This window comes from Algoriphagus sp. PAP.12 (assembly GCF_026652115.1).
In the GTDB taxonomy this organism is placed as follows: Bacteria; Bacteroidota; Bacteroidia; order Cytophagales; family Cyclobacteriaceae; genus Algoriphagus.
Map to the genome: position 1 here is coordinate 15,760 of NZ_JAPPSQ010000026.1, position 19,060 is coordinate 34,819.

Annotated in this window: 17 protein-coding genes; 11 read left to right on the top strand and 6 right to left on the bottom strand. The window is 39.4% G+C overall.

All coding sequences use genetic code 11. The features are described 5' to 3' along the window. Nucleotide 1 precedes the first annotated feature (1 nt). Together O0V13_RS19880 and O0V13_RS19885 are read left to right on the top strand one after the other, a co-directional pair. Nucleotides 2-1,441, top strand: a complete 1,440-nt coding sequence (locus tag O0V13_RS19880; RefSeq protein ID WP_268036765.1) for a sulfatase family protein — start codon at nucleotides 2-4, stop codon at nucleotides 1,439-1,441. Between the two features lie 191 nt (nucleotides 1,442-1,632). Continuing rightward, on the top strand, nucleotides 1,633-1,833 hold the full coding sequence (locus O0V13_RS19885) for an addiction module component (protein ID WP_268036766.1): 201 nt from the start codon (nucleotides 1,633-1,635) through the stop codon (nucleotides 1,831-1,833). A gap of 397 nt (nucleotides 1,834-2,230) precedes the next feature. Here the strand turns inward: O0V13_RS19885 and O0V13_RS19890 are convergent, their stop codons facing one another. Then, the gene (locus O0V13_RS19890; protein ID WP_268036767.1) at nucleotides 2,231-3,064 is read right to left on the bottom strand and encodes a 1,4-dihydroxy-2-naphthoyl-CoA synthase; all 834 of its coding nucleotides are present in this window, start codon (nucleotides 3,062-3,064) and stop codon (nucleotides 2,231-2,233) included. Nucleotides 3,065-3,169: 105 nt separating this feature from the next. Here O0V13_RS19890 and O0V13_RS19895 point away from each other — a divergent pair, with 105 nt between their 5' ends. Further along, nucleotides 3,170-4,237 (top strand): AMP-binding protein, encoded by a 1,068-nt coding sequence (locus O0V13_RS19895; protein ID WP_268036768.1) that lies wholly within the window; start codon nucleotides 3,170-3,172, stop codon nucleotides 4,235-4,237. Further along, a complete protein-coding gene (locus tag O0V13_RS19900) occupies nucleotides 4,234-4,665 on the top strand; it encodes a DUF2141 domain-containing protein (protein WP_268036769.1) in 432 nt (143 codons plus the stop codon). The genes O0V13_RS19895 and O0V13_RS19900 overlap by 4 nt, the downstream gene beginning before the upstream one ends. On the opposite strand, the gene O0V13_RS19905 is transcribed toward O0V13_RS19900, so the two are convergent. Continuing rightward, nucleotides 4,662-5,273: a 2OG-Fe(II) oxygenase gene (locus O0V13_RS19905; protein ID WP_268036770.1), complete on the bottom strand. Its 612-nt coding sequence runs from the start codon at nucleotides 5,271-5,273 to the stop codon at nucleotides 4,662-4,664. The two genes, O0V13_RS19900 and O0V13_RS19905, sit on opposite strands and share 4 nt — an antisense overlap. A 244-nt stretch (nucleotides 5,274-5,517) precedes the next feature. Here O0V13_RS19905 and O0V13_RS19910 point away from each other — a divergent pair, with 244 nt between their 5' ends. Next, entirely contained in the window at nucleotides 5,518-6,279 is a 762-nt protein-coding gene (locus O0V13_RS19910) for a hypothetical protein (protein ID WP_268036771.1), read from the top strand. Between the two features lie 66 nt (nucleotides 6,280-6,345). Beyond that, a complete protein-coding gene (locus O0V13_RS19915) occupies nucleotides 6,346-7,392 on the top strand; it encodes a toll/interleukin-1 receptor domain-containing protein (RefSeq protein ID WP_268036772.1) in 1,047 nt (348 codons plus the stop codon). Here O0V13_RS19915 and O0V13_RS19920 read toward each other — a convergent pair. Next, a complete protein-coding gene (locus O0V13_RS19920; RefSeq protein ID WP_268036773.1) occupies nucleotides 7,389-8,162 on the bottom strand; it encodes an XRE family transcriptional regulator in 774 nt (257 codons plus the stop codon). The genes O0V13_RS19915 and O0V13_RS19920 overlap by 4 nt on opposite strands. Then, nucleotides 8,159-8,416 carry a hypothetical protein gene (locus O0V13_RS19925; protein WP_073570857.1) on the bottom strand — a complete coding sequence of 86 codons (258 nt, stop codon included), beginning with the start codon at nucleotides 8,414-8,416 and terminating at the stop codon, nucleotides 8,159-8,161. Before O0V13_RS19925 ends, O0V13_RS19920 begins: the two co-directional genes overlap by 4 nt. 289 nt (nucleotides 8,417-8,705) lie before the next feature. On the opposite strand from O0V13_RS19925, the gene O0V13_RS19930 reads away from it, so the two are divergent. Then, nucleotides 8,706-11,492 (top strand): TonB-dependent receptor, encoded by a 2,787-nt coding sequence (locus O0V13_RS19930; RefSeq protein WP_268036775.1) that lies wholly within the window; start codon nucleotides 8,706-8,708, stop codon nucleotides 11,490-11,492. 55 nt (nucleotides 11,493-11,547) lie between these two features. Here O0V13_RS19930 and O0V13_RS19935 read toward each other — a convergent pair whose 3' ends face one another. After that, complete coding sequence (locus O0V13_RS19935; protein WP_268036777.1) at nucleotides 11,548-12,033, bottom strand: DinB family protein; 486 nt, start codon at nucleotides 12,031-12,033, stop codon at nucleotides 11,548-11,550. Nucleotides 12,034-12,125: 92 nt separating this feature from the next. On the opposite strand from O0V13_RS19935, the gene O0V13_RS19940 reads away from it, so the two are divergent. Further along, nucleotides 12,126-13,082 carry a helix-turn-helix transcriptional regulator gene (locus O0V13_RS19940; RefSeq protein WP_268036778.1) on the top strand — a complete coding sequence of 319 codons (957 nt, stop codon included), beginning with the start codon at nucleotides 12,126-12,128 and terminating at the stop codon, nucleotides 13,080-13,082. 43 nt (nucleotides 13,083-13,125) lie between these two features. Here the strand turns inward: O0V13_RS19940 and O0V13_RS19945 are convergent, their stop codons facing one another. Next, nucleotides 13,126-15,378 carry a Tex family protein gene (locus O0V13_RS19945; protein WP_268036779.1) on the bottom strand — a complete coding sequence of 751 codons (2,253 nt, stop codon included), beginning with the start codon at nucleotides 15,376-15,378 and terminating at the stop codon, nucleotides 13,126-13,128. 149 nt (nucleotides 15,379-15,527) lie between these two features. Between O0V13_RS19945 and O0V13_RS19950 the strand changes: the two genes are divergently transcribed. From O0V13_RS19950 to O0V13_RS19960, 3 genes are all read left to right on the top strand, one after another. Beyond that, the gene (locus O0V13_RS19950) at nucleotides 15,528-16,109 is read left to right on the top strand and encodes a TlpA family protein disulfide reductase (RefSeq protein ID WP_268036780.1); all 582 of its coding nucleotides are present in this window, start codon (nucleotides 15,528-15,530) and stop codon (nucleotides 16,107-16,109) included. Nucleotides 16,110-16,226: 117 nt separating this feature from the next. Continuing rightward, nucleotides 16,227-17,360, top strand: coding sequence for a hypothetical protein (locus tag O0V13_RS19955; RefSeq protein ID WP_268036781.1), 1,134 nt, complete (start codon nucleotides 16,227-16,229; stop codon nucleotides 17,358-17,360). A 107-nt stretch (nucleotides 17,361-17,467) separates the two neighbouring features. Next, nucleotides 17,468-19,036 carry a purple acid phosphatase family protein gene (locus tag O0V13_RS19960; protein ID WP_268036782.1) on the top strand — a complete coding sequence of 523 codons (1,569 nt, stop codon included), beginning with the start codon at nucleotides 17,468-17,470 and terminating at the stop codon, nucleotides 19,034-19,036. Nucleotides 19,037-19,060: the final 24 nt, after the last annotated feature.

Sequence of the window (19,060 nt, forward strand, 5' to 3'; positions counted from 1 at the left end):
AGTGAAAATCACCAACTACCTGCTTTCGGCTCTGATCATGGGTACGATGGCATGCAATTCAAAACCCACTGAGGAAGAAAATCCGAAAGCACCAAAAGAACCTAACATCGTTATCATTTTTGCTGATGACATGGGATATGGAGATTTGGGAATCTATGGTGCTACCCAATGGACCACTCCGAACCTGGATAAATTGGCTCATGATGGGACCAGGTTTACACAATTCTATGTGCCACATGCAGTTTGTTCTGCGTCAAGAGCGGCCCTATTAACCGGTGCTTACGCAAATAGATTGGAAATCTTTGGAGCATTGGATCATTCTGCAAAACATGGTTTGAATCTGGAAGAAACAACCATCGCTGAAATGTTGAAAAAGAAAGGCTATCATACTGGAATCGTGGGTAAATGGCACTTGGGACATCAACCGGAATTCCTTCCTAGCCAACAAGGATTTGACTCATATTTTGGACTTCCATACTCCAATGATATGTGGCCTCATCACCCAGAAACAAAAGACTACTACCCACCTCTTCCACTTTATGAAGGAGATTCTGTTATTCAATACCTCGATGAGCAAAGTCAACTGACCACATGGTATACTGAAAAGGCGGTATCATTTATTGAAGAAAATAAGGAAGGGCCTTTCTTCTTGTATTTGGCTCACTCCATGCCTCACGTACCTCTTTATGTTTCTGATAAGTTCAAAGGAAAATCAGAACAAGGGCTTTATGGAGATGTCATGATGGAAATTGACTGGTCAGTTGGCCAGGTTAGATCCAAGTTAGAGGAACTAGGATTGGCTGATAATACGCTGATTATTTTCACTTCTGATAATGGACCTTGGCTTTCCTATGGTGGACATGCCGGAACTACAGGTGGTTTGAGAGAAGGAAAAGGAACATCTCTAGATGGAGGGATTCGAGTTCCTGCGATCTTTACATGGCCTGGTCATATTCCAGCAGACAAGGAGCAAACTCAGCCTGCGATGACAATTGATATTTTCCCAACTATTGCAGCTTTGACGGATTCCAAACTTCCGAATTTGAAGATTGACGGAAGAAATATCTGGCCTTTGATCGAAGGCGAGAAAATGGAAGAAAAACCTTATTACGCCTATTACAACAGAAATGAGCTTCAGGCGGTCATCTATGGAAAATGGAAAGTGGTTTATCCTCACAGGTATAGAACCATCCCTGAAGGGACAGAAATGAGAAATGATGGCTTCCCAGTAAACTATCTATATCTGGATTTCGAAAACACGGAGCTTTATGATATGGAAAATGATCCAGCTGAAACTACTGATGTGAAAGACAAATATCCTGAAGTTATGGCTCAAATGGATTCATTGGCAAACCTTGCCAGAGTTGACATGGGAGATGCACTAAACAAAATGGATGGACCGGGATTGCGGAAGCATGGAACCATCGAGGGAGAAAAATAAGAGGAAAGACCCTCAAAAAAACCAAAACCTTCAAAGGCTAGCTGATTATTCGGCTAGCCTTTTCATTTGGAAATTATGGTAGAGAGTAACATTTTTTTCCGAATGGATGCTAGAACTGCATGCAACTGAACTAAGTCTAAGCAAATCATTTCAATAAATAAATCGCTACATTTATTATAATAAATAAGGGTATGGACGTTCAATCATTAAAAATCGATCTTATCCAATGGCTAATTGAACTTCAAGACCAAACAGTTTTACAAAAACTTCAGGTATTGAAAGAACAAGAAGAAATTTCAGCTGTACATGGTGAAGGGCAAATGAAAGGACTTAATGATAGGAAAAAAAATATGAAAATGGAGAAATGGAATTTTCATCTTGGGAAGATGTAAAAAATGAAATAAGAGGTAAAACAAAAAATGCCCTTTAATTTCCGCCATTCCAAAGAGGCTGAAATGGATGTTTAAGAGTCATATTTTTGGTATGAATCGCAAAGAAAAGGATTAGGAGAAGAATTTCTAAAGGAATTGGATTCAGCAGAGAATTCTATTAAAAATAATCCATCAACTTTTCGCATTTGCTACAAAAATCTGTCCGGGTTTTCTTTGTCAACCGATTCCCTTATCTAGTTTTATATATTTTAAATGGAAACAATATTGATGTTTTAGCCATTTTCAATACTAATCAAAATCCTGAAAAATGGCAAAAGCGATTAAAATAAAATCCGAAATTGCTATCAATTCCGGATTTTTGAATTCTTAAATCTTGATACTTGATTCTTGATACTCCTTACGGTATCCACTTAATATCCTTGAAATTCGGCTTTCTTTTCTCCAAAAAGGCATTTCTACCTTCTTTAGCTTCTTCTGTCATATAAGCCAACCGAGTTGCCTCTCCGGCAAAAACCTGCTGCCCCACCATTCCATCATCAGTCAAATTCATGGCAAATTTCAACATCTTGATGGAAGTTGGTGATTTCTCGAGAATCTCTTGAGCCCATTGGTATGCAGTATCCTCTAATTCTTCATGTGGAATTACAGCATTGACCATTCCCATTTCGTAAGCTTCCTGTGCTGAATAGTTTCTTCCCAAAAAGAATATCTCTCTGGCCTTCTTTTGCCCTACCATTTTCGCCAAATAGGCAGAACCATACCCCCCATCAAAGCTGGTCACATCGGCATCAGTTTGCTTGAAAATTGCATGCTCTTTACTCGCTAAAGTCAAATCACAAACCACATGAAGGCTATGTCCACCGCCAACTGCCCATCCTGGAACTACAGCGATCACCACTTTTGGCATAAATCGAATTAATCGCTGTACTTCCAAAATATTCAATCTGTGATATCCATCATCTCCAACATAACCTTGATGTCCTCTGGCTTTTTGATCTCCTCCAGAGCAAAATGCCCACTTTCCGTCTTTGGAGGAAGGTCCTTCACCACTCAAAAGAACCACTCCTATTGTAGTATCCTCTTGAGCATCATAAAAAGCATCATATAGTTCCGCAGTAGTTTTAGGGCGAAATGCATTCCTAACATCCGGGCGATTAAAAGCAATTCTAGCTACGCCGTTACATTTTTTATAGGTGATATCTTCGTAATCTTTGGCAGTAATCCACTCCATGATTTTCGTTTTGGTTAAAAATCAGATTTTTTTGCAAGATAACAGGCTTACATGGAATTTGACGATCTTTCAAAAACCAAATCTGCGTTTGAAGTATAAAAACCTATGTTCCAACTGATTTACAAAAACAGGTATTTTCAAAACTTAGAAGATTTTAAGTTCTTGGATGAAAATGAACCTGAATTTTTAAAGAATGCTTTGACATTTTGCAAAGAATGGCTGGAAGGTAAAGAAAGCTTCGCACAAAAAACATCCGGCTCGACAGGTTCCCCAAAAACGATTTTTATCCAGAGAAAAAGTATGGAGGCTAGTGCTAAAGGAACAGGAGACTTCTTTCAAGTTTCCAAAGAAGAAGTCCTTTTCTGTTGTCTAAATCCTGCATACATCGCTGGAAAAATGATGCTAGTGAGATCCATGGAATGGCAGGTACCCGTGATTCTTCAAGAGCCTTCTTCCAATCCTTTGCTAGGTTATCCATTTCCCATATTACCAACTTTCATCGCATTAGTGCCAATGCAGATGGAAGTAATTCTAGCTAATCCAGAGACTTCAGAATTGGTTAAAAACATTCCCCATATCATTTTAGGAGGTGCTCCAGTCAATTTTCGACTGAAAAAATCAATTATCAAAAATGGTATAAGTGCCTTTCAAACTTTTGGGATGACAGAAACAGTTTCGCATTTTGCATTAGCTCCATTACGTGAAAACGAGTTGCTTTACACCTGTCTTCCTGGAGTAAGTATCGGCACAGATGAAAGAGAAACCCTTTGGGTAAAATCTCCCATGAGTGGTCCAGAGCCCATCCAGACCAATGATTTGGTAGAAATAGAAAATGGAAACTCCTTCCGTTGGCTTGGGAGAGCAGACTTTGTAATCAACTCAGGAGGCGTGAAATTGCATCCCGAATTGGTTGAAGCGAAGGCAGAAAATGTCATCGAAAAATTCTTTCCAAAATCCCGCTTTTTCTTTGCCGGAGTTCCTGATCAGACCTTGGGGGAAAAGCTGGTTTTATTTATCGAAAAAGAAACACAAAAACCAGAAATCTCTGAATCACTGATTCAAGAACTTTCTCTTAAACTGGACAAGTACGAAAAGCCAAAAGAGATCGTTTTTAGAGCTAAATTTGTAGAAACTCCTAGCGGAAAAATCAACCGAAAAGCAACTATTCAATGATCCTCACCTTTCTCCTCTCTTTTCTTTTAGGCTATTGTCAAGCACCTACATCTGAACAAGCTTCAACTATCAAGCTAAGAATTACAAATTGTTCTTCCAATGCAGGTTTAGTGAGAGTTTTGATCTATAATCAAGCAGTTGGATTTCCAGAAAATACCAAAACAGCTGTGGTTTCTTACTCACTTCCTATCAAAGGTAAGCACGCTGAAATCAGTATTCCAGATTTGGGTCCGGGAGAATATGCCATTTCCGCATACCATGATGAAAATGAAGATGGAGAACTAGAAAAACATCTTTTGGGATACCCAACTGAACGCTATGGTTTTTCCAACAATCCCAAAATCACTTTTTCAGCTCCAACCTATGAAAGATGTGTTTTTGAATTGAAGAACAATGAACACAAAGAGCTTCACATTAAGCTTCGCTAATCAATTGTCTTCAACCAACCTGTGATACTGTTTCTCTCTTTTTTGGTAGGCAAAACCTCATGAGGAATTTCACCACTTAAGAATACTACCAATCTTCTGGGTAATGGAAGGTAATCTTCTATCCTTTCAGTCCCGTCTTCTTGGGGAATGTACATTCTCAAAGCTCCTTCGTCTTCTTCTGACCAGGTATCATTGACATACAAAATCACCGTCACCTCACGATAAGGCACCTGATGGAATTGATCCAAATGTTTCTTGTAAAATGACCCAATGGGATAACGAGCAAAATGTCCTTCGAAGGATTTTAGTCCTAAATAACACCTCCTATTGAGTAATTGCTTGATTTGCTCCACTCGGTTCCAATATTCCGATTGAAGCAAACTCAAATTTTCAGCATCCATCCAAAGAACCTCATCGCTTCTGATCTCTGGTCTGATCTGCTTTTGCTCTCCAGTTCCAATTGCTGCCTTGCGAAATTTACCTTTTTCCAATAGATCTGTTTGCTCATCAAAAAGTGCTTTTCGAAAGATTTCATCCACAAAATTGTCTATCACTACATAAGATTGGGTGTATATCCCATCAGCGATTCGGTCGAGCAATTCTTCCATTTTGATCTATTTTGGCGGTAAATAAAATGTAATAAGTTGAATCTTGTATCTGATAATTTTTTTCACAATCATAAAAATCTAATTACCAGATACTTTACTTATATTTTAAGGCTATTTGCAGACAAAAAAACAGCTCTTTTTTAATTCATTGGAGCAATACTATATCATCTCTCAAACTATGAAACCGATTCAAAAATCAGGTATTAACGAGTGAAAAAACATACTTTTGTGCAAACTTCTAAAAATGAGTTCTTCAAAATCAAAAAATACAGGCCTTATTCTGGAATATGATTCAGGAATTGTCCCACCTCCATACAGCCATGTTTTCCATATGGAATTGGATTGGTCTGGAAATGCCCTAAAAACCCTATTGGAATTACATTATACAGATAGAGAAGACCTTTCTGAGCAAGAAATATTAGACGAGGGCTTTACACTTGATGATGATTTTCGATTCGACGGGGATCTAGGTAAGGTTTGGACAAAGCCTATCCAAGAATTGCTTTCATCATCTAAATGGTCTGGAAAGTCCTTGGATGAAGGCGGCATTAGAATCGGGATTCTTGAAAACGGGAAAGTAAAAGATTATAAGACTCCTGCCAACCAAGAAGAATGGCAACTTTTGGCTCAAGATCTTATTCAAGCGATCTATGAAAGCACCAATCGTGAGGCACCTTTGAAGGTCAATTATAGAAATGTGACATCTGATCAAACCGAAGATTGCTCTATCACCGTACAATTTTCAAATAGAGAAGTCATTTTTGAAAAGGCAGGAAAGAAAAGAAACATCAACTGGGAATATGCTATCCAATTGATGAAGTTGGTTTTCACACCAGACTATCATTATGACATCGCCAAGGAAAGCGCTGGAACCAAAAGAGGTCAATACATCGATTGTGGAGATGGTTACTGGCACCAACTAGGAAAAGGTGTAGTAAATATAGACCCGAGTTTTGATGCAGTTGGAAAAATCCAAGAGGGTTTTGAAGATTTACTAGCTGGATAAACTTTAAACTATTGCATTTAAAAGCCTGATTTTCTTAAATTTAGTAGAAGAAAATTAGGCTTTTTTATGTCAAACAATAAAATTTTTGTCAGTTATAGAAGACAGGACGCCTCAGGAGAAGCAGGTCGATTGGTTGATCACTTACAAGAGATTTTTGGGGAACACAGTGTTTTTTTAGATGTTGAAACGATTGAAGCTGGACTTGATTTTGTCCAAGCCATAGACAAGGCGCTCAGCTCTTGCAAAGTTCTGATCGCCATGATTGGTCCCTATTGGACAAATATCAAAGACTCAGAAGGGAACCTCAGACTTTTCAAAGAAGATGATTTCATCCGTCTTGAAGTAGCAGCGGCATTGGAAAGAGATATCCGTGTGATACCTGTTCTAGTCAATGGCGCAATCATGCCGTCGGCAGATCAGTTACCAGAAAATTTAAAAGCTTTAACCAGAAGGCATGCACATGAACTTAGTAGCTCCAGATGGCAATATGACTCTGATCAATTGGCAGAGATTCTTAAGAAGATAATTGGATATCAAGAACCTCCCAAAAAAGTAACTCCTCGAACCACAACAGTGGATGCCAAACCCAAGGAAAAAAGTTGGTTGGCAAAGCACTACCTTTGGATTTTAGGAGCATTTGTGGTTTTTCTTATTATTATCAACCTAAGTTCCGGGCCGGATTTTGATGATGGCTATTTTGAACCAGAAGCTACTCAAAATTTGGATCAACCCACTGAATATGGAACAGAGCAAGATGCAGAAGCAAGTTTTACCCCTCCTTCCAATCCTGATACAGAGCAATCTTACGCAGATATATTAGATGTTTCAGGCTCTTGGATTTTACAAGATCCAGATGGAAACCGTTCCACCTTATCATTTAATCAAGATGGGGAGGATTTCAGCTTTATTGAATACAATGTTTATAACCAAGAAATAGGTAATGGGCAAGGCTATTTGGAAGGAAATGTTCTTCACTCAGATTATTTCAATTCAATTTTTAATGTAAGCGGTGAAATAACATTGAGTACCTCAAATAAAGGAAGAACTTGGAATGGAAGAGTCATTTTTCCAACTCTGGAAGCAAATACACAAATCACTATTTTCAGAAATTAACCCTTCAACCTTCTTAGATCATCTTGGATATCTTTGATCATATCTCCAAGATCTTCTAGGCTCAAGGGTTTCTTCTTGTCTCCAGGATTAGGGAAATCTGTACTGATAAAGGCTTTGGCCTCCCAAACTTCCAATACATCCTGCCCCTTTACTTCATAAGGTTTGTAATGGTCATTGTCTGATACTAAAAATAACTTGCCATTTTCTTCCAGATAATTGAAAACCCTCTTGTAAACAACTCCTTCTGTCTGTGTCACTAGCACATAGGTTCTTCCACTTTTAATAGATTTCAACTGATCCACATAGGCACCAATGACAATTGTCCCTGGAATTAAAGGCAGCATTGAATCTCCCGCCAATTCAAACGCACGATAGGTTGCCTGAGTCGAAAGGTTAGGTAAATGAAACTGTGGAAGGCTTTCCATGTACTCAGGGTCCGCGAAGCCATTCAGATATCCAGCAGATGCTTTTTGCTTTACAAAAGTGATGTTTTCTTTCCCTTCCTCATTGGTCGCTATGGTCAGAATATTCATCTCTCTTTTTTGCACGGCCTTTCTCCCCAACTTCTCGATGTCATGTTCGATCAATTCCTCCAATCCAACTTCCAACAATTCACAAATACGCTGAAGTGTATTTAGTTTTGGCTCAGACCTGCCGTCTTCATAGGCAGAAATCATCGTACGCTGCACATCCAATTGATCCGCTAGTTCGCTTTGGGTGATGCCTTTTTGCTTTCGCAAAAACTTCAAGTTGGAAGGGAGAAAACTCATGCTGAGAATAGATAAAAGTTAGAATCCTCTTGAGAAGGTGCCAAAGGGAAAAGTGGGTTAATTTGCTTTTCGGCCATTCTTCTTTTCTCAAGTCTTTGTTGGATCTCAGCAATAATCTCACCAACCGGCTTCGGTTCTGACATCAATAAGTAACCGTACTGATTCTTAGAGTCATCTTCCACAAAAAATTTCACTTGATGATTTCCTGAAGCTAATTGCTTAGTAGTAATGTTGATTTTTTCCTGATTTTCCATAGCTGTCATGTTTTACACCACTAATATAGAATGTTACTTTTATAAACATTCAATTGATCATAAAAATGACATATTTTTATGACAGAAAATGACAGGAATAAAACACATTCCCTATCAATGAGCTATTAATCAGTTATTTAGTTGGTTTTTTACATGATCGGTACTCTTTTATTGGAGCATTTGACCGTTTAGCCTAAAGTTGAAACAATTCAATTATAGGCCTGTTTCCTTTGTAGATATATTCTAGGCCACAGAATTTGTGCTGGCCTTTCCCAATTAAACCAACTGTATGAAATTCTTTAGTACACTTCTTTTTTTATTGATTGGAGCTCATTTTAGCTTTTCCCAAACCTATTCCGTCAAAGGCAAAATCCAGGAATCTGGCTCAAACAACACGATTCCATACGCAAATGTCCTTCTTCTCAATGTCAATGATTCCTCTCAAGTAGATGGAATGATTTCTGACCTTGAAGGAAGTTTCGAAATAAGTGGAGTAAAAGAAGGTGAATACCTCTTCAAGATCCAGTACCTCGGATACAACAACTTTTTTAAAACTCTTCAGGTAAATCAAAGCATCGATTTGGGTGTAATTAACCTAAGAGAGGAAGCTACTGCCCTCGAAGAAGTAACCGTCGCAGCCAGAAGAGCTACCAGTCAACAAAAATCTGACACGACTCAATACAATGCTGATGCCTTCAAAACCATGAGGGATGCCAGCGCCCAGACTTTAATAGAAAAACTCCCTGGAGTAAACTCAGCCGATGGTGCGATTCAAGCTCAAGGTGAAAACATTGCCCAGATTTTAGTGGATGGTAAACCTTTCTTTGGAGGGGATGTAAGAACGGCCCTGCAAAATTTACCAGCTGAAGTCATTCAAAGTGTTGAGATATTTGACCAACTCAGTGAAAAAGCCAGATTGAGTGGATTTGACGATGGAGAGAGACTTAAAACCATCAATATCATCACCAAACCAAATAGAAGAAAAGGCCAATTTGGTAGAACAACAGTAGGCTATGGAACTGATGACAGATATATAGCCGGTGCATCCATTAATGCATTTGATGAGGATCAACGAATCACCTTTACAGGGCTTTCCAACAACATCAACATGACAGATTACTCAGCTGATCCAAATGCTAGAGACAATGGAAGACCACAAAGTGGAGTGATCAATACCAACTTGGCCGGTTTAAATTACTCGGACCTTTGGGGTGAAAAAATCAAGGTTTCTGGAAGCTATGTTTTCAATAGAAGAGAAAACATTGGGCAGCAAAAAAGATTCCGTGAATTCATCACCAATGATGAAACTCAGCAGTTTTATGAGGAAATAAGTAATGACACTCGTGTCAACAACCAGCATCAATTTGATATGAGGCTGGAATACAATCCTGATGATAAGAACCGAATATTATTTATCCCGAGAGTTTCCGCAAGATTTGAGACTGAGAATTCTGACTTTATCGGTGAAACGACCGATGGCACAAATCCAATTAACTCGGTAGAAAATACAAGGACTGCCAAAAACAAAGATTACGATCTTTTCAACAGATTCCTCTATAGTCACAAATTTGACAAACCGGGAAGAACATTGACAGTGCGTGCAAGAGTAGGAAATCATAAAAATGAAGACCGTGCGAAGAGATTGGCTGAAAATCAATACTTCGAACCGGAATTCAGAACCGAAACGATCAATCAGCTGATCAACAGAGACAGGACTGGATTCTCTTGGCAAACAGGAGTTTCGTTTACAGAAGCAGTAAGCGAAAGAAGTCAATTTGAACTGGAATATGAGATCGGGAACCGTAAAAACGATTCAGATCAATTGATCTTTGATGTGCTAGACGAAGCTCCGGGTAGTGCAAACCTTGCATTAGACACTGCATTGAGTAACACATTTGAAAGTAAATTCTTGACTCAGCAGGTTGAATTGGGATATCAGTACTCCAAAGACAAACTGAGGTTCCAAGCTGAGGGTGAATATCAAAATGCGAAGCTGGACAATCAGCAGGGTTTTCCTCAGGCATTTGAACTTCAGAGGACTTTCCAAAGCTTCCTTCCTACTGTCCGCGTTGATTACAAATTCTCGGACAACACCAATATTGAATTTGATTACGATACCAGAACGCAAGAGCCTGACCTAAGACAATTACAACCTGTGGTGGATAATTCAAACCCACTTCAATTGTATGTAGGTAACCCGGATTTGAACCAATCTTATTCGCATCGAATGAGAGTCAGATTCAGATCAAATAATCCAGAAACTGATAGAAACTGGTTCTTATTTGCTCAGTCTTCCATCGTGAACAATACCATCACCAATAGTTCCCTGATCGCCCAGGAGGCTACCGAAATCCAAGATGGAATCATTTTGGAACCTGGATCTCAGCTTTATAAGCCAGTCAACTTGGATGGATATGTAGACTTTAGATCCTGGTTGAGTTATGGGATACCGGCCGGCTTTATCAAATCCAATTTCAATCTAAACTTCGGTGCTTCCTTTACCAAAAGACCAACTTTGGTCAATGAACTAAATGGATTCAATAATTCAAGAAGGTTGAGTACAGGACTTTCTTTCAGTAGTAATATCTCCGATCAAATTGATTTCAATGTGTGGACAAGACTTTCTTTCAACGACGTTGAAAATACTTTGAACACCAATCTGAATAACAAATACTTCAACCAAAGAGGTCGAGTGAACCTCAACTGGATTATTTGGGAAGGATTTGTCTATCGCTTAGACCTTTCTCATCAGGTAAATTCAGGTCTTTCAGAAGGGTTTGATAACAATTTCACTTTGGTGAATATGAGCTTGGGTAAAAAAATCTTCAGCAACCAGCGTGGCGAGGTAAGTTTGAATGTTTATGATTTGTTTAGACAAAACACTAGTGTAAGAAGAAATATCTCTGAGACATTTATCGAGGATGTTCAAACCAATGTTTTGCAACGATACTTTATGTTGACTTTCTCTTACAATATCCGACGATTCAGCAAAGGTATGGATATGAATGACTACAATGAGATGATCAACACAGGAGATGGAGGAGCTGGTCCAGGTGGAAGAAGAGGCGACATCTAACTAATCAGAAAATCAAAAGAGGCTGTTTCAAAAATATGAAACAGCCTCTTTTCTTTTAACGCTCCCAGAATGCGGGCGGCTCGATTCCTAAGGCTCTCAAATAGACATACCCTTGTCCCCGATGGTGAATTTCATTGTCCACAAAATATAACAGAGAAGCATAGCCTTTATTCACATACATCCCAAATGCGGATTGAGTTTCCTGAAATCTTCCCTCTGGAATCTTGCTCCAGTATTCATTGATCACCTCAGTAGCCTGGTCCCAAAACTCCAACAATTTATCTTTGCTTTCCTGGCATTTGTCTCGCTCGTCCAATTGCTTCCATTCATTGGTGGCCAAACCGATTACTCCAGGTCCTGCGATAGCTAGAAGCTCCCCAACCATCTTTCCGAAAGTTCGCATCCCCCCTATTTTAAAGGTAAAAAGGTCCTTTTCTGGAAAGGTCTCTATGACTCTTCTTGTCAAAGCCCTGTGCCCTTGCCAATGTTCTAAAACTTGTTGATTTGTGATGAATGTTGCTTGATTTACTTGCGTTTCCATGATCTGTTGTTTAAATGTTTACTCAAAGAAACAAGTGCGGAGTGACAACAGTATGTCAGTAGGATTTCGTAAATTTTATTTTTCTTAAAAAAATGAATAGAATAGACCGGCTTACTGCCATTTTAACTCATCTGCAATCCAAAAGATTAACCAAAGCTCAGGAAATCGCTGATCGATTTCAGATTAGTCTTCGGACGGTTTATCGAGATATCAGGGCTTTGGAGGAAGCAGGAGTACCTTTGATTGGAGAGGCTGGCCAAGGCTATTCATTGGTAGAGGGGTACAGACTGCCACCTGTGATGTTTACCCAAGAAGAGGCTCAAGCATTTGTGGTGGCAGAAAAAATCCTGGAAAAATTCTCCGACAAAGGAAGCAGTGAGCACTTCCATTCTGCTTTGATGAAAATCAAGTCCGTATTAAAATCTCAGGAAAAAGAGCGGGTCAATGAGCTTTCTCCTTTGGTGGCTGTTTATACGCAGAAGAACCAATTACTTCATTCAGGAAAAGACCAGTTTCTAAGAATGATATTGGAGGCTCTGAGTTCCAAAAAGTTAATCAGTATCAATTACACCACCTTTGACAAGGAAGAGACAAGCGAAAGAACTTTGGAGGGTGTGGGAATCTATTATGCCTTTGATCAATGGTATTTGATCGCTTGGTGTCAGCTGAGGAAAGATTATAGGACTTTTAGACTAGACAGAATCAACTGGCTTCAGATTTTGAGTGATGATTACAATCCCCAGGCTCATCCCTCTCTGAAGGAATACATCGACAAAGTAAGATCCGCCGAAAACCTGATAGAGGTCAAAATTGAGGTTCCGCTTGCCAAAGAAAAGTATCTCAAAACTCAGAAATACAATCATGGGTTTGTCATGGAAAGTCGGAAAAAGGATAAAATCACCATGACTTTTATGACCTCTCATATTGAGGGCTTTGTTCGATGGATGATATCGATGGCAGATATGGTTCAGATCATTTCTCCGCCAGAGGCAAAGGATCGGATACTGGAATTGATTGAGGAGATGAAAGTAAATCAATCAGAAAAATGAGTGCAAAAAAAAGCCTCGAATTATTTCGAAGCTCTAGCAATTCTTACCCTCCAAATTTCCCTTTGAGCATTGCCAGTTTCTCTGCCATCGTCCCCTGAGGTTCTTCTTTTCTTTGAGTATTCCTGTTCGGTTTGTCCATTTTCTTTCCTCTTTCAGCAAAAGGATCTGATTTCATACTCAATCCGATACGTTTTCTGGCCACATCCACCTCCATGACCGTTACCTGAACTTTCTGATTGACATGAACGATCTCATTCGGATCTTTCACAAATCGATCAGCCAAATGACTCAAGTGAACTAGTCCATCCTGATGAACTCCCACATCTACAAAAGCTCCAAAAGCAGTGATGTTGGTAACTACTCCAGGAAGTTTCATTCCCGTTTTCAAGTCACTGATCGCGTTGACACTTTCTTCAAATTGGAATACCTCGAAAGTTTCCCTTGGATCACGTCCCGGCTTCGCCAATTCCTCCAAAATATCCTGCAAAGTCGGCAAACCAACCTGATCTGAAACATAGGACTTCAGATTGATTTTCTTTCTCAAATCCTCCGACTGAACTAATTCTTCTACGGATGCACCCAAATCTTTGGCCATGGATTCTACCAAAGCATATCTTTCCGGGTGAACAGCAGAAGCATCCAATGGATTCTTGGCCTGACCGATTCTCAAGAAACCGGCCGCTTGTTCGAATGCCTTATCTCCCAATCTCGGAACTTTCAGCAATTGACTTCTGGAAGCAAAAGGACCATTTTGATTTCTGAAGTCCACGATATTTTGTGCCAAAACAGGCCCCAAACCTGAGACGTAGGTCAGAAGCTGTTTGGAAGCGGTGTTGACTTCTACCCCTACCCCGTTTACAGCAGACATCACCGTATCATCCAGCGCATTTTTCAGTGAGTTCTGATCCACATCATGTTGATACTGCCCTACTCCTATGGATTTCGGGTCGATTTTCACCAATTCCGCCAAAGGATCCATCAATCTCCTTCCAATGGAAACAGCCCCTCTTACCGTCAAATCCAAATCTGGGAATTCCTCACGTGCCACTTCAGACGCTGAATAAATGGAAGCTCCAGCTTCATTGACCATGGTTACAATAACTGATTTTGGAAGCCCTAGGCTTTTTACAAAAGCTTCTGTTTCTCTCCCTGCTGTACCATTTCCAATGGCAATGGCCTGAACTTGATACTTCTCTACCAAACTTTTGACAGTCATGCCCGCCTCGGCAGTTCTTCGTTGCGGCTCATGTGGAAAAATGGCTTCGTACTGTAAAAATTGACCTTGTGGTCCCAAGCAAACCAGTTTACACCCCGTTCTAAAACCCGGGTCAATTGCCATCACGGATTTTTCTCCCAAAGGAGCTCCCAAAAGCAATTGTCTCAAATTCTCTGCAAAAACCCGAATGGCTTCTTCGTCAGCCTTCTTCTTGGTCAGAAGACGCACCTCAGTTTCCATACTTGGTTTTAGAAGTCTTTTATAGGCATCTTTTATCGCCAATTTCACCTGATCTACAGACTCATTGGCTTCATCTGCCAAGATTTCTCTTTCGATCAATCCTAAAGCATCCAATTCCTCTGGGCAGGAATCCAGCATCAAAAACAATTCTTTTTCACCCCTTCTCATCGCCAAAATCCTATGGGATGGTGCGGATTTGATCGGTTCTGACCAGTCAAAATAATCCTTATACTTTGCTGCTTCAGCCTCTTTTCCGGGAATCACCTTGGAAGAAAATGTTCCGTCTTCCAAGAATAGCTTTCTCATTTTCTCTCTCAAAGGAGCATTCTCATTGATCCATTCTGCTATAATATCCCGAGCTCCTTGAAGGGCTTCTTCAGCTGATTTCACCTCTTTTGCTTCATTGACATAGGTTTCTGCCTCGGAAGAAAGGTTACTGGATTTCTGCTCAAAAATCAATTCTGCCAATGGTTCCAAGCCTTTTTCTCGTGCGATAGTTGCTTTAGTTCTTCTTTTCGGCTTGTAGGGAAGGTAGATATCTTCCAATTTGGACATAGTCTCCGCCTCTTCTACAGATTTCTTCAACACATCAGTCAATTTGCCTTGCTCCTCGATTGACTTGAGAACCGCTTCTTTTCGCTTATCCAATTCGCGAAGTTGAGTTACTCGGTCACGGATTGCAGCCACCTGAACTTCATCTAGGCTTCCGGTCGCTTCTTTTCGATATCGGGAAATAAATGGTACCGTTCCTCCCTCATCCAACAAATCCAAGGTAGCTTTGACCTGATTTGGCTTGATGGAAAGTTCGGAAGCAATTTTTATCTCGTAATTCATACTCATTGGAAAATCTTTTCAATTTTGGACCTGCAAGATAAGGCAGCTTTTCTTTGAAAAAAGGCAAGTTCGTGAGACTTGTCACTAAACGTCTGAATCCGTGGAAGTAATTTTACCTTAACGATTGAAAGATTTCAAAATTGGAAAAATAGAATATGAATAGAGAAACGATTTTCAAAGAGTTGAAGTCTTGGGGCCTGATTTTGGCATTTTTTGCATTCTTGTATTTTACTGGGTTATTACCGGTGGTTCAAGGAGCTATCCAATCTGTTCTTTTGTCCACAGGATTGATCAAACCTAAAATAGAACGAGTTGACTTGACCAATAATGATTTTGATTACAGAGGTCATTTCATGGGATTTGATGGGAAAAGAATTGATTTGGAAGATTATAAAGGTAAAACCCTCTTCATTAATCTATGGGCTTCTTGGTGTGGTCCCTGCAGAGCAGAAATGCCACATATTTCAGAATTATATAAAAGTTTGGAAGGCGAAGAAAAAATCGAATTCCTAATGATCGGATTAGATAATGATATTGAAAAGAGCAGAAGAATGCTCGAAGGTAAATCCTGGACTTTTCCTACTGCCCATGCCTCTTTTGGATTGAACGAAGACCTTCAAAGTGAATCCATCCCTACTACATTGGTGGTAAATCCCGAAGGGAAAATAGTTTTCTACCAAGAAGGCATGAGCAATTTCAACACAAAAGAATTCAGGGATTTTTTGTTGGGTCTTTAAAGCCCATATTTTTTGATTACCTTTTGAAACTAATTTGATTTAAGATTTATTCGAGATTAAATTATACTTTCACAGCACCTATATAAATTATTGATTTTTAATTTTTTATAATTAATTATGCTTAAGAGAATTGGAATCAGTCTGGTTCTATTGTTTATATTTATTTGGTTGATTTGGTCCTACTCGGGAAGAAAAACTCCTGTTGACCCTCCCAAAATTTTCTTGTCTTTAGTTCAGGATATAAACCCTAGCGATACTTTAAAAAATAATTTGGTTGGCATCCAGCCATACATGGAAGAGGCAGATTTTGTTTTGCAAGAGAGGTATAGAAATAAACTGGAGCTTTACCTGGCGGAGGCAAAAAAATCCAATCTCATTCGAACTAACACGCTGGTCGTTTTTCCTGAAAATATTGGAACCTGGCTGATTTTGGTAGATGAAAAGCACAGTCTTGCTACTAAAAACAGATTGAATGAGGTCAAATCAACTTTGATTTGGAGTAATATTTTTGACTTTTGTTTGGCCTATTTAAGGACTGATGAAGAAGACAGATCCATGGCGGCTGTTTATAGAATGAAAGCAAAAAATATGGCTGAAGCCTATTATGAAAGCTTTTCTGGATTGGCGAGGCAGTTTCAAACCTATATAGTTGCTGGTTCAATCATCCTACCCAAACCAAGTGTATTAGATGGTGAAATTTACATCGACATTACAGAACCCTTGGTAAACGCATCTTTTGTATTTGGCCCTGATGGAAAAATAATAGGAAATCCAATCATCAAAGAACACTCTGGTGGTTTTGATGATTTGCTCTTGAGTCTAAGTAATATTGATAATCATGAAGTCTTGGACCTGCCGGTCGGTAAAACTTCTATTTTAATTAATCAAGATGCATGGTTTAACGAGACATATCAATTGATAGAGAATTCTACCCCATCGATTATTTTAAATCCATCTTTTTCTCCAGGAATCAATTCTATGGCAGAACCTTGGGAGGGTTTTGGCATATCCACTCCTTCTTTTGAGATCGACTCTACTGATTTGGGAAATATTACCTTACTTGAAGCCATCGAAAAATATTCACTTCCTCAAAAAATCAATAACTCGAATGCCCAAATCGGCATGACTTTGTTTTTGAAGGGTGAATTTTGGGATCTAGGTGCAAGCGGTCAGCCACTGATCATCCACAAAGGTGATAGCCTTGAAATTCAAAATGCAGATCTAGGAGGTGTTTGGTCTCTTTCCTTTTAAGCATTAAAGAGAGATATTATCAATTTGTTAGCATTTCCATTTGAGAATTTCAGAGTAGTCTATTTTCCATTCCTTTGGGGTATTTTAATAGGAATTTCAAATGAACCATGAAAAATACTATACTACTCTTTTTGCTTTCTTTTTTGATTTTAAAACCAGAATCCAAAGCCCAGGAAGTCCGAGTTTACAAAGCTCCAAAATTTCAGGCAGACTGGACCAAACCGGGGATTCATCCTGATCGGATTGTACTTAATCCGGGCCCAGATCCAACAAGTCAAATGGCGGTAACTTGGAGAACCAGTCCAGAGGTTACAGTTGCCTATGCCGAAATAGCTCCAGCTACAGCTGCTCCGAAATTCTGGAGAAATGGCAAGACTCTGCTGGCAAAAACAACTGTTTTAGACGGAACTGAGATTGTCAATGCAGGACTTATTTCTGCAAATCATTCTGTCAAGTTTGCTGGACTTGAACCCAATACCATTTATGGTTATAGGGTTGGTGATGGAGAACATTGGTCAGAATGGTTCCAATTCAAAACCGCTTCAGATGAAAAATCTGCTCCTTTTTCCTTTTTATATGTTGGTGATGCGCAAAATTACGTATTAGAACTTTGGTCTCGCCTGATTCGAGAAGGCTACAGACAAGCACCCAATGCGGACTTCATCATTCATGCAGGAGATTTGATCAATACTGCACATCGAGAACAAGATTGGCATGAATGGTTTACCGCTGGAGGTTTTATCCATAGCATGCTGCCAACCATTGCTGTTCCCGGCAACCATGAGTACAATTACCTTTCCGAAGCGAAAAGAGATGAAGGAAGACAACTTTCCGCTCAATGGAAGCCTCAATTCACTTTACCGGAAAATGGTCCTGAAGGCCTAGCGGAGACAGCTTACTTCATTGATTATCCAGATGTAAAAATGATTTTTTTAGACAGCAACAGAGACCATGAAAAACAAGCAGAATGGTTAAGAAAAATCTTGGCAGAAAATGATAAAAAATGGACGATTGTTTCCTATCACCATCCCCTATTCTCAGCTTCTGCAGGACGTGACAACGATGAGTTGAGAGCTATCTGGAAACCTATCTTTGATGAGTATAAGGTTGACTTGGCTCTACAAGGACATGATCACAGTTATGCAAGAGGCCGGGCCAATCCCGGAGAAAATGACAATGTTATGGATGGTATGAATATGAGAGATCAAACAGGAACTGTCTACGTTGTATCTGTCAGTGGTGGAAAAATGTACGGTTTAAATCCAAATGGATGGGAAGGCACGGAAGCCGTTAGAGACAGAGCTGCTGAAAACACCCAATTGGTTCAGGTGATCAGCATTGAAAATAATACGCTCAAATTTGAATCCTTTACTGCTATAGGGGAATTATATGATGCGTTTATCCTGGAAAAGCAATCCAATGGAATCAACCAATTCACTGAATTGAAGCAAGAACTGGGTCCTGAATATCGATTTGATAATACTATCCCTTATGAAGACCCATTGCCGCAAGAACTTAAGAGAAAGATAGAAAATGATTTCCCTGGCTTTGAAGTAACACGGGTGAATTATAGAGAAAACGATGGGGTAATCAGCATCGCTATCCGAATAGAGAAAGGTGAGGAAGAAAAGAATATCATCATCGATCTAAAAGGAAATATTCTCTCTGAGAATTGAAAAAATAAAAGCCTTTGAAAACAA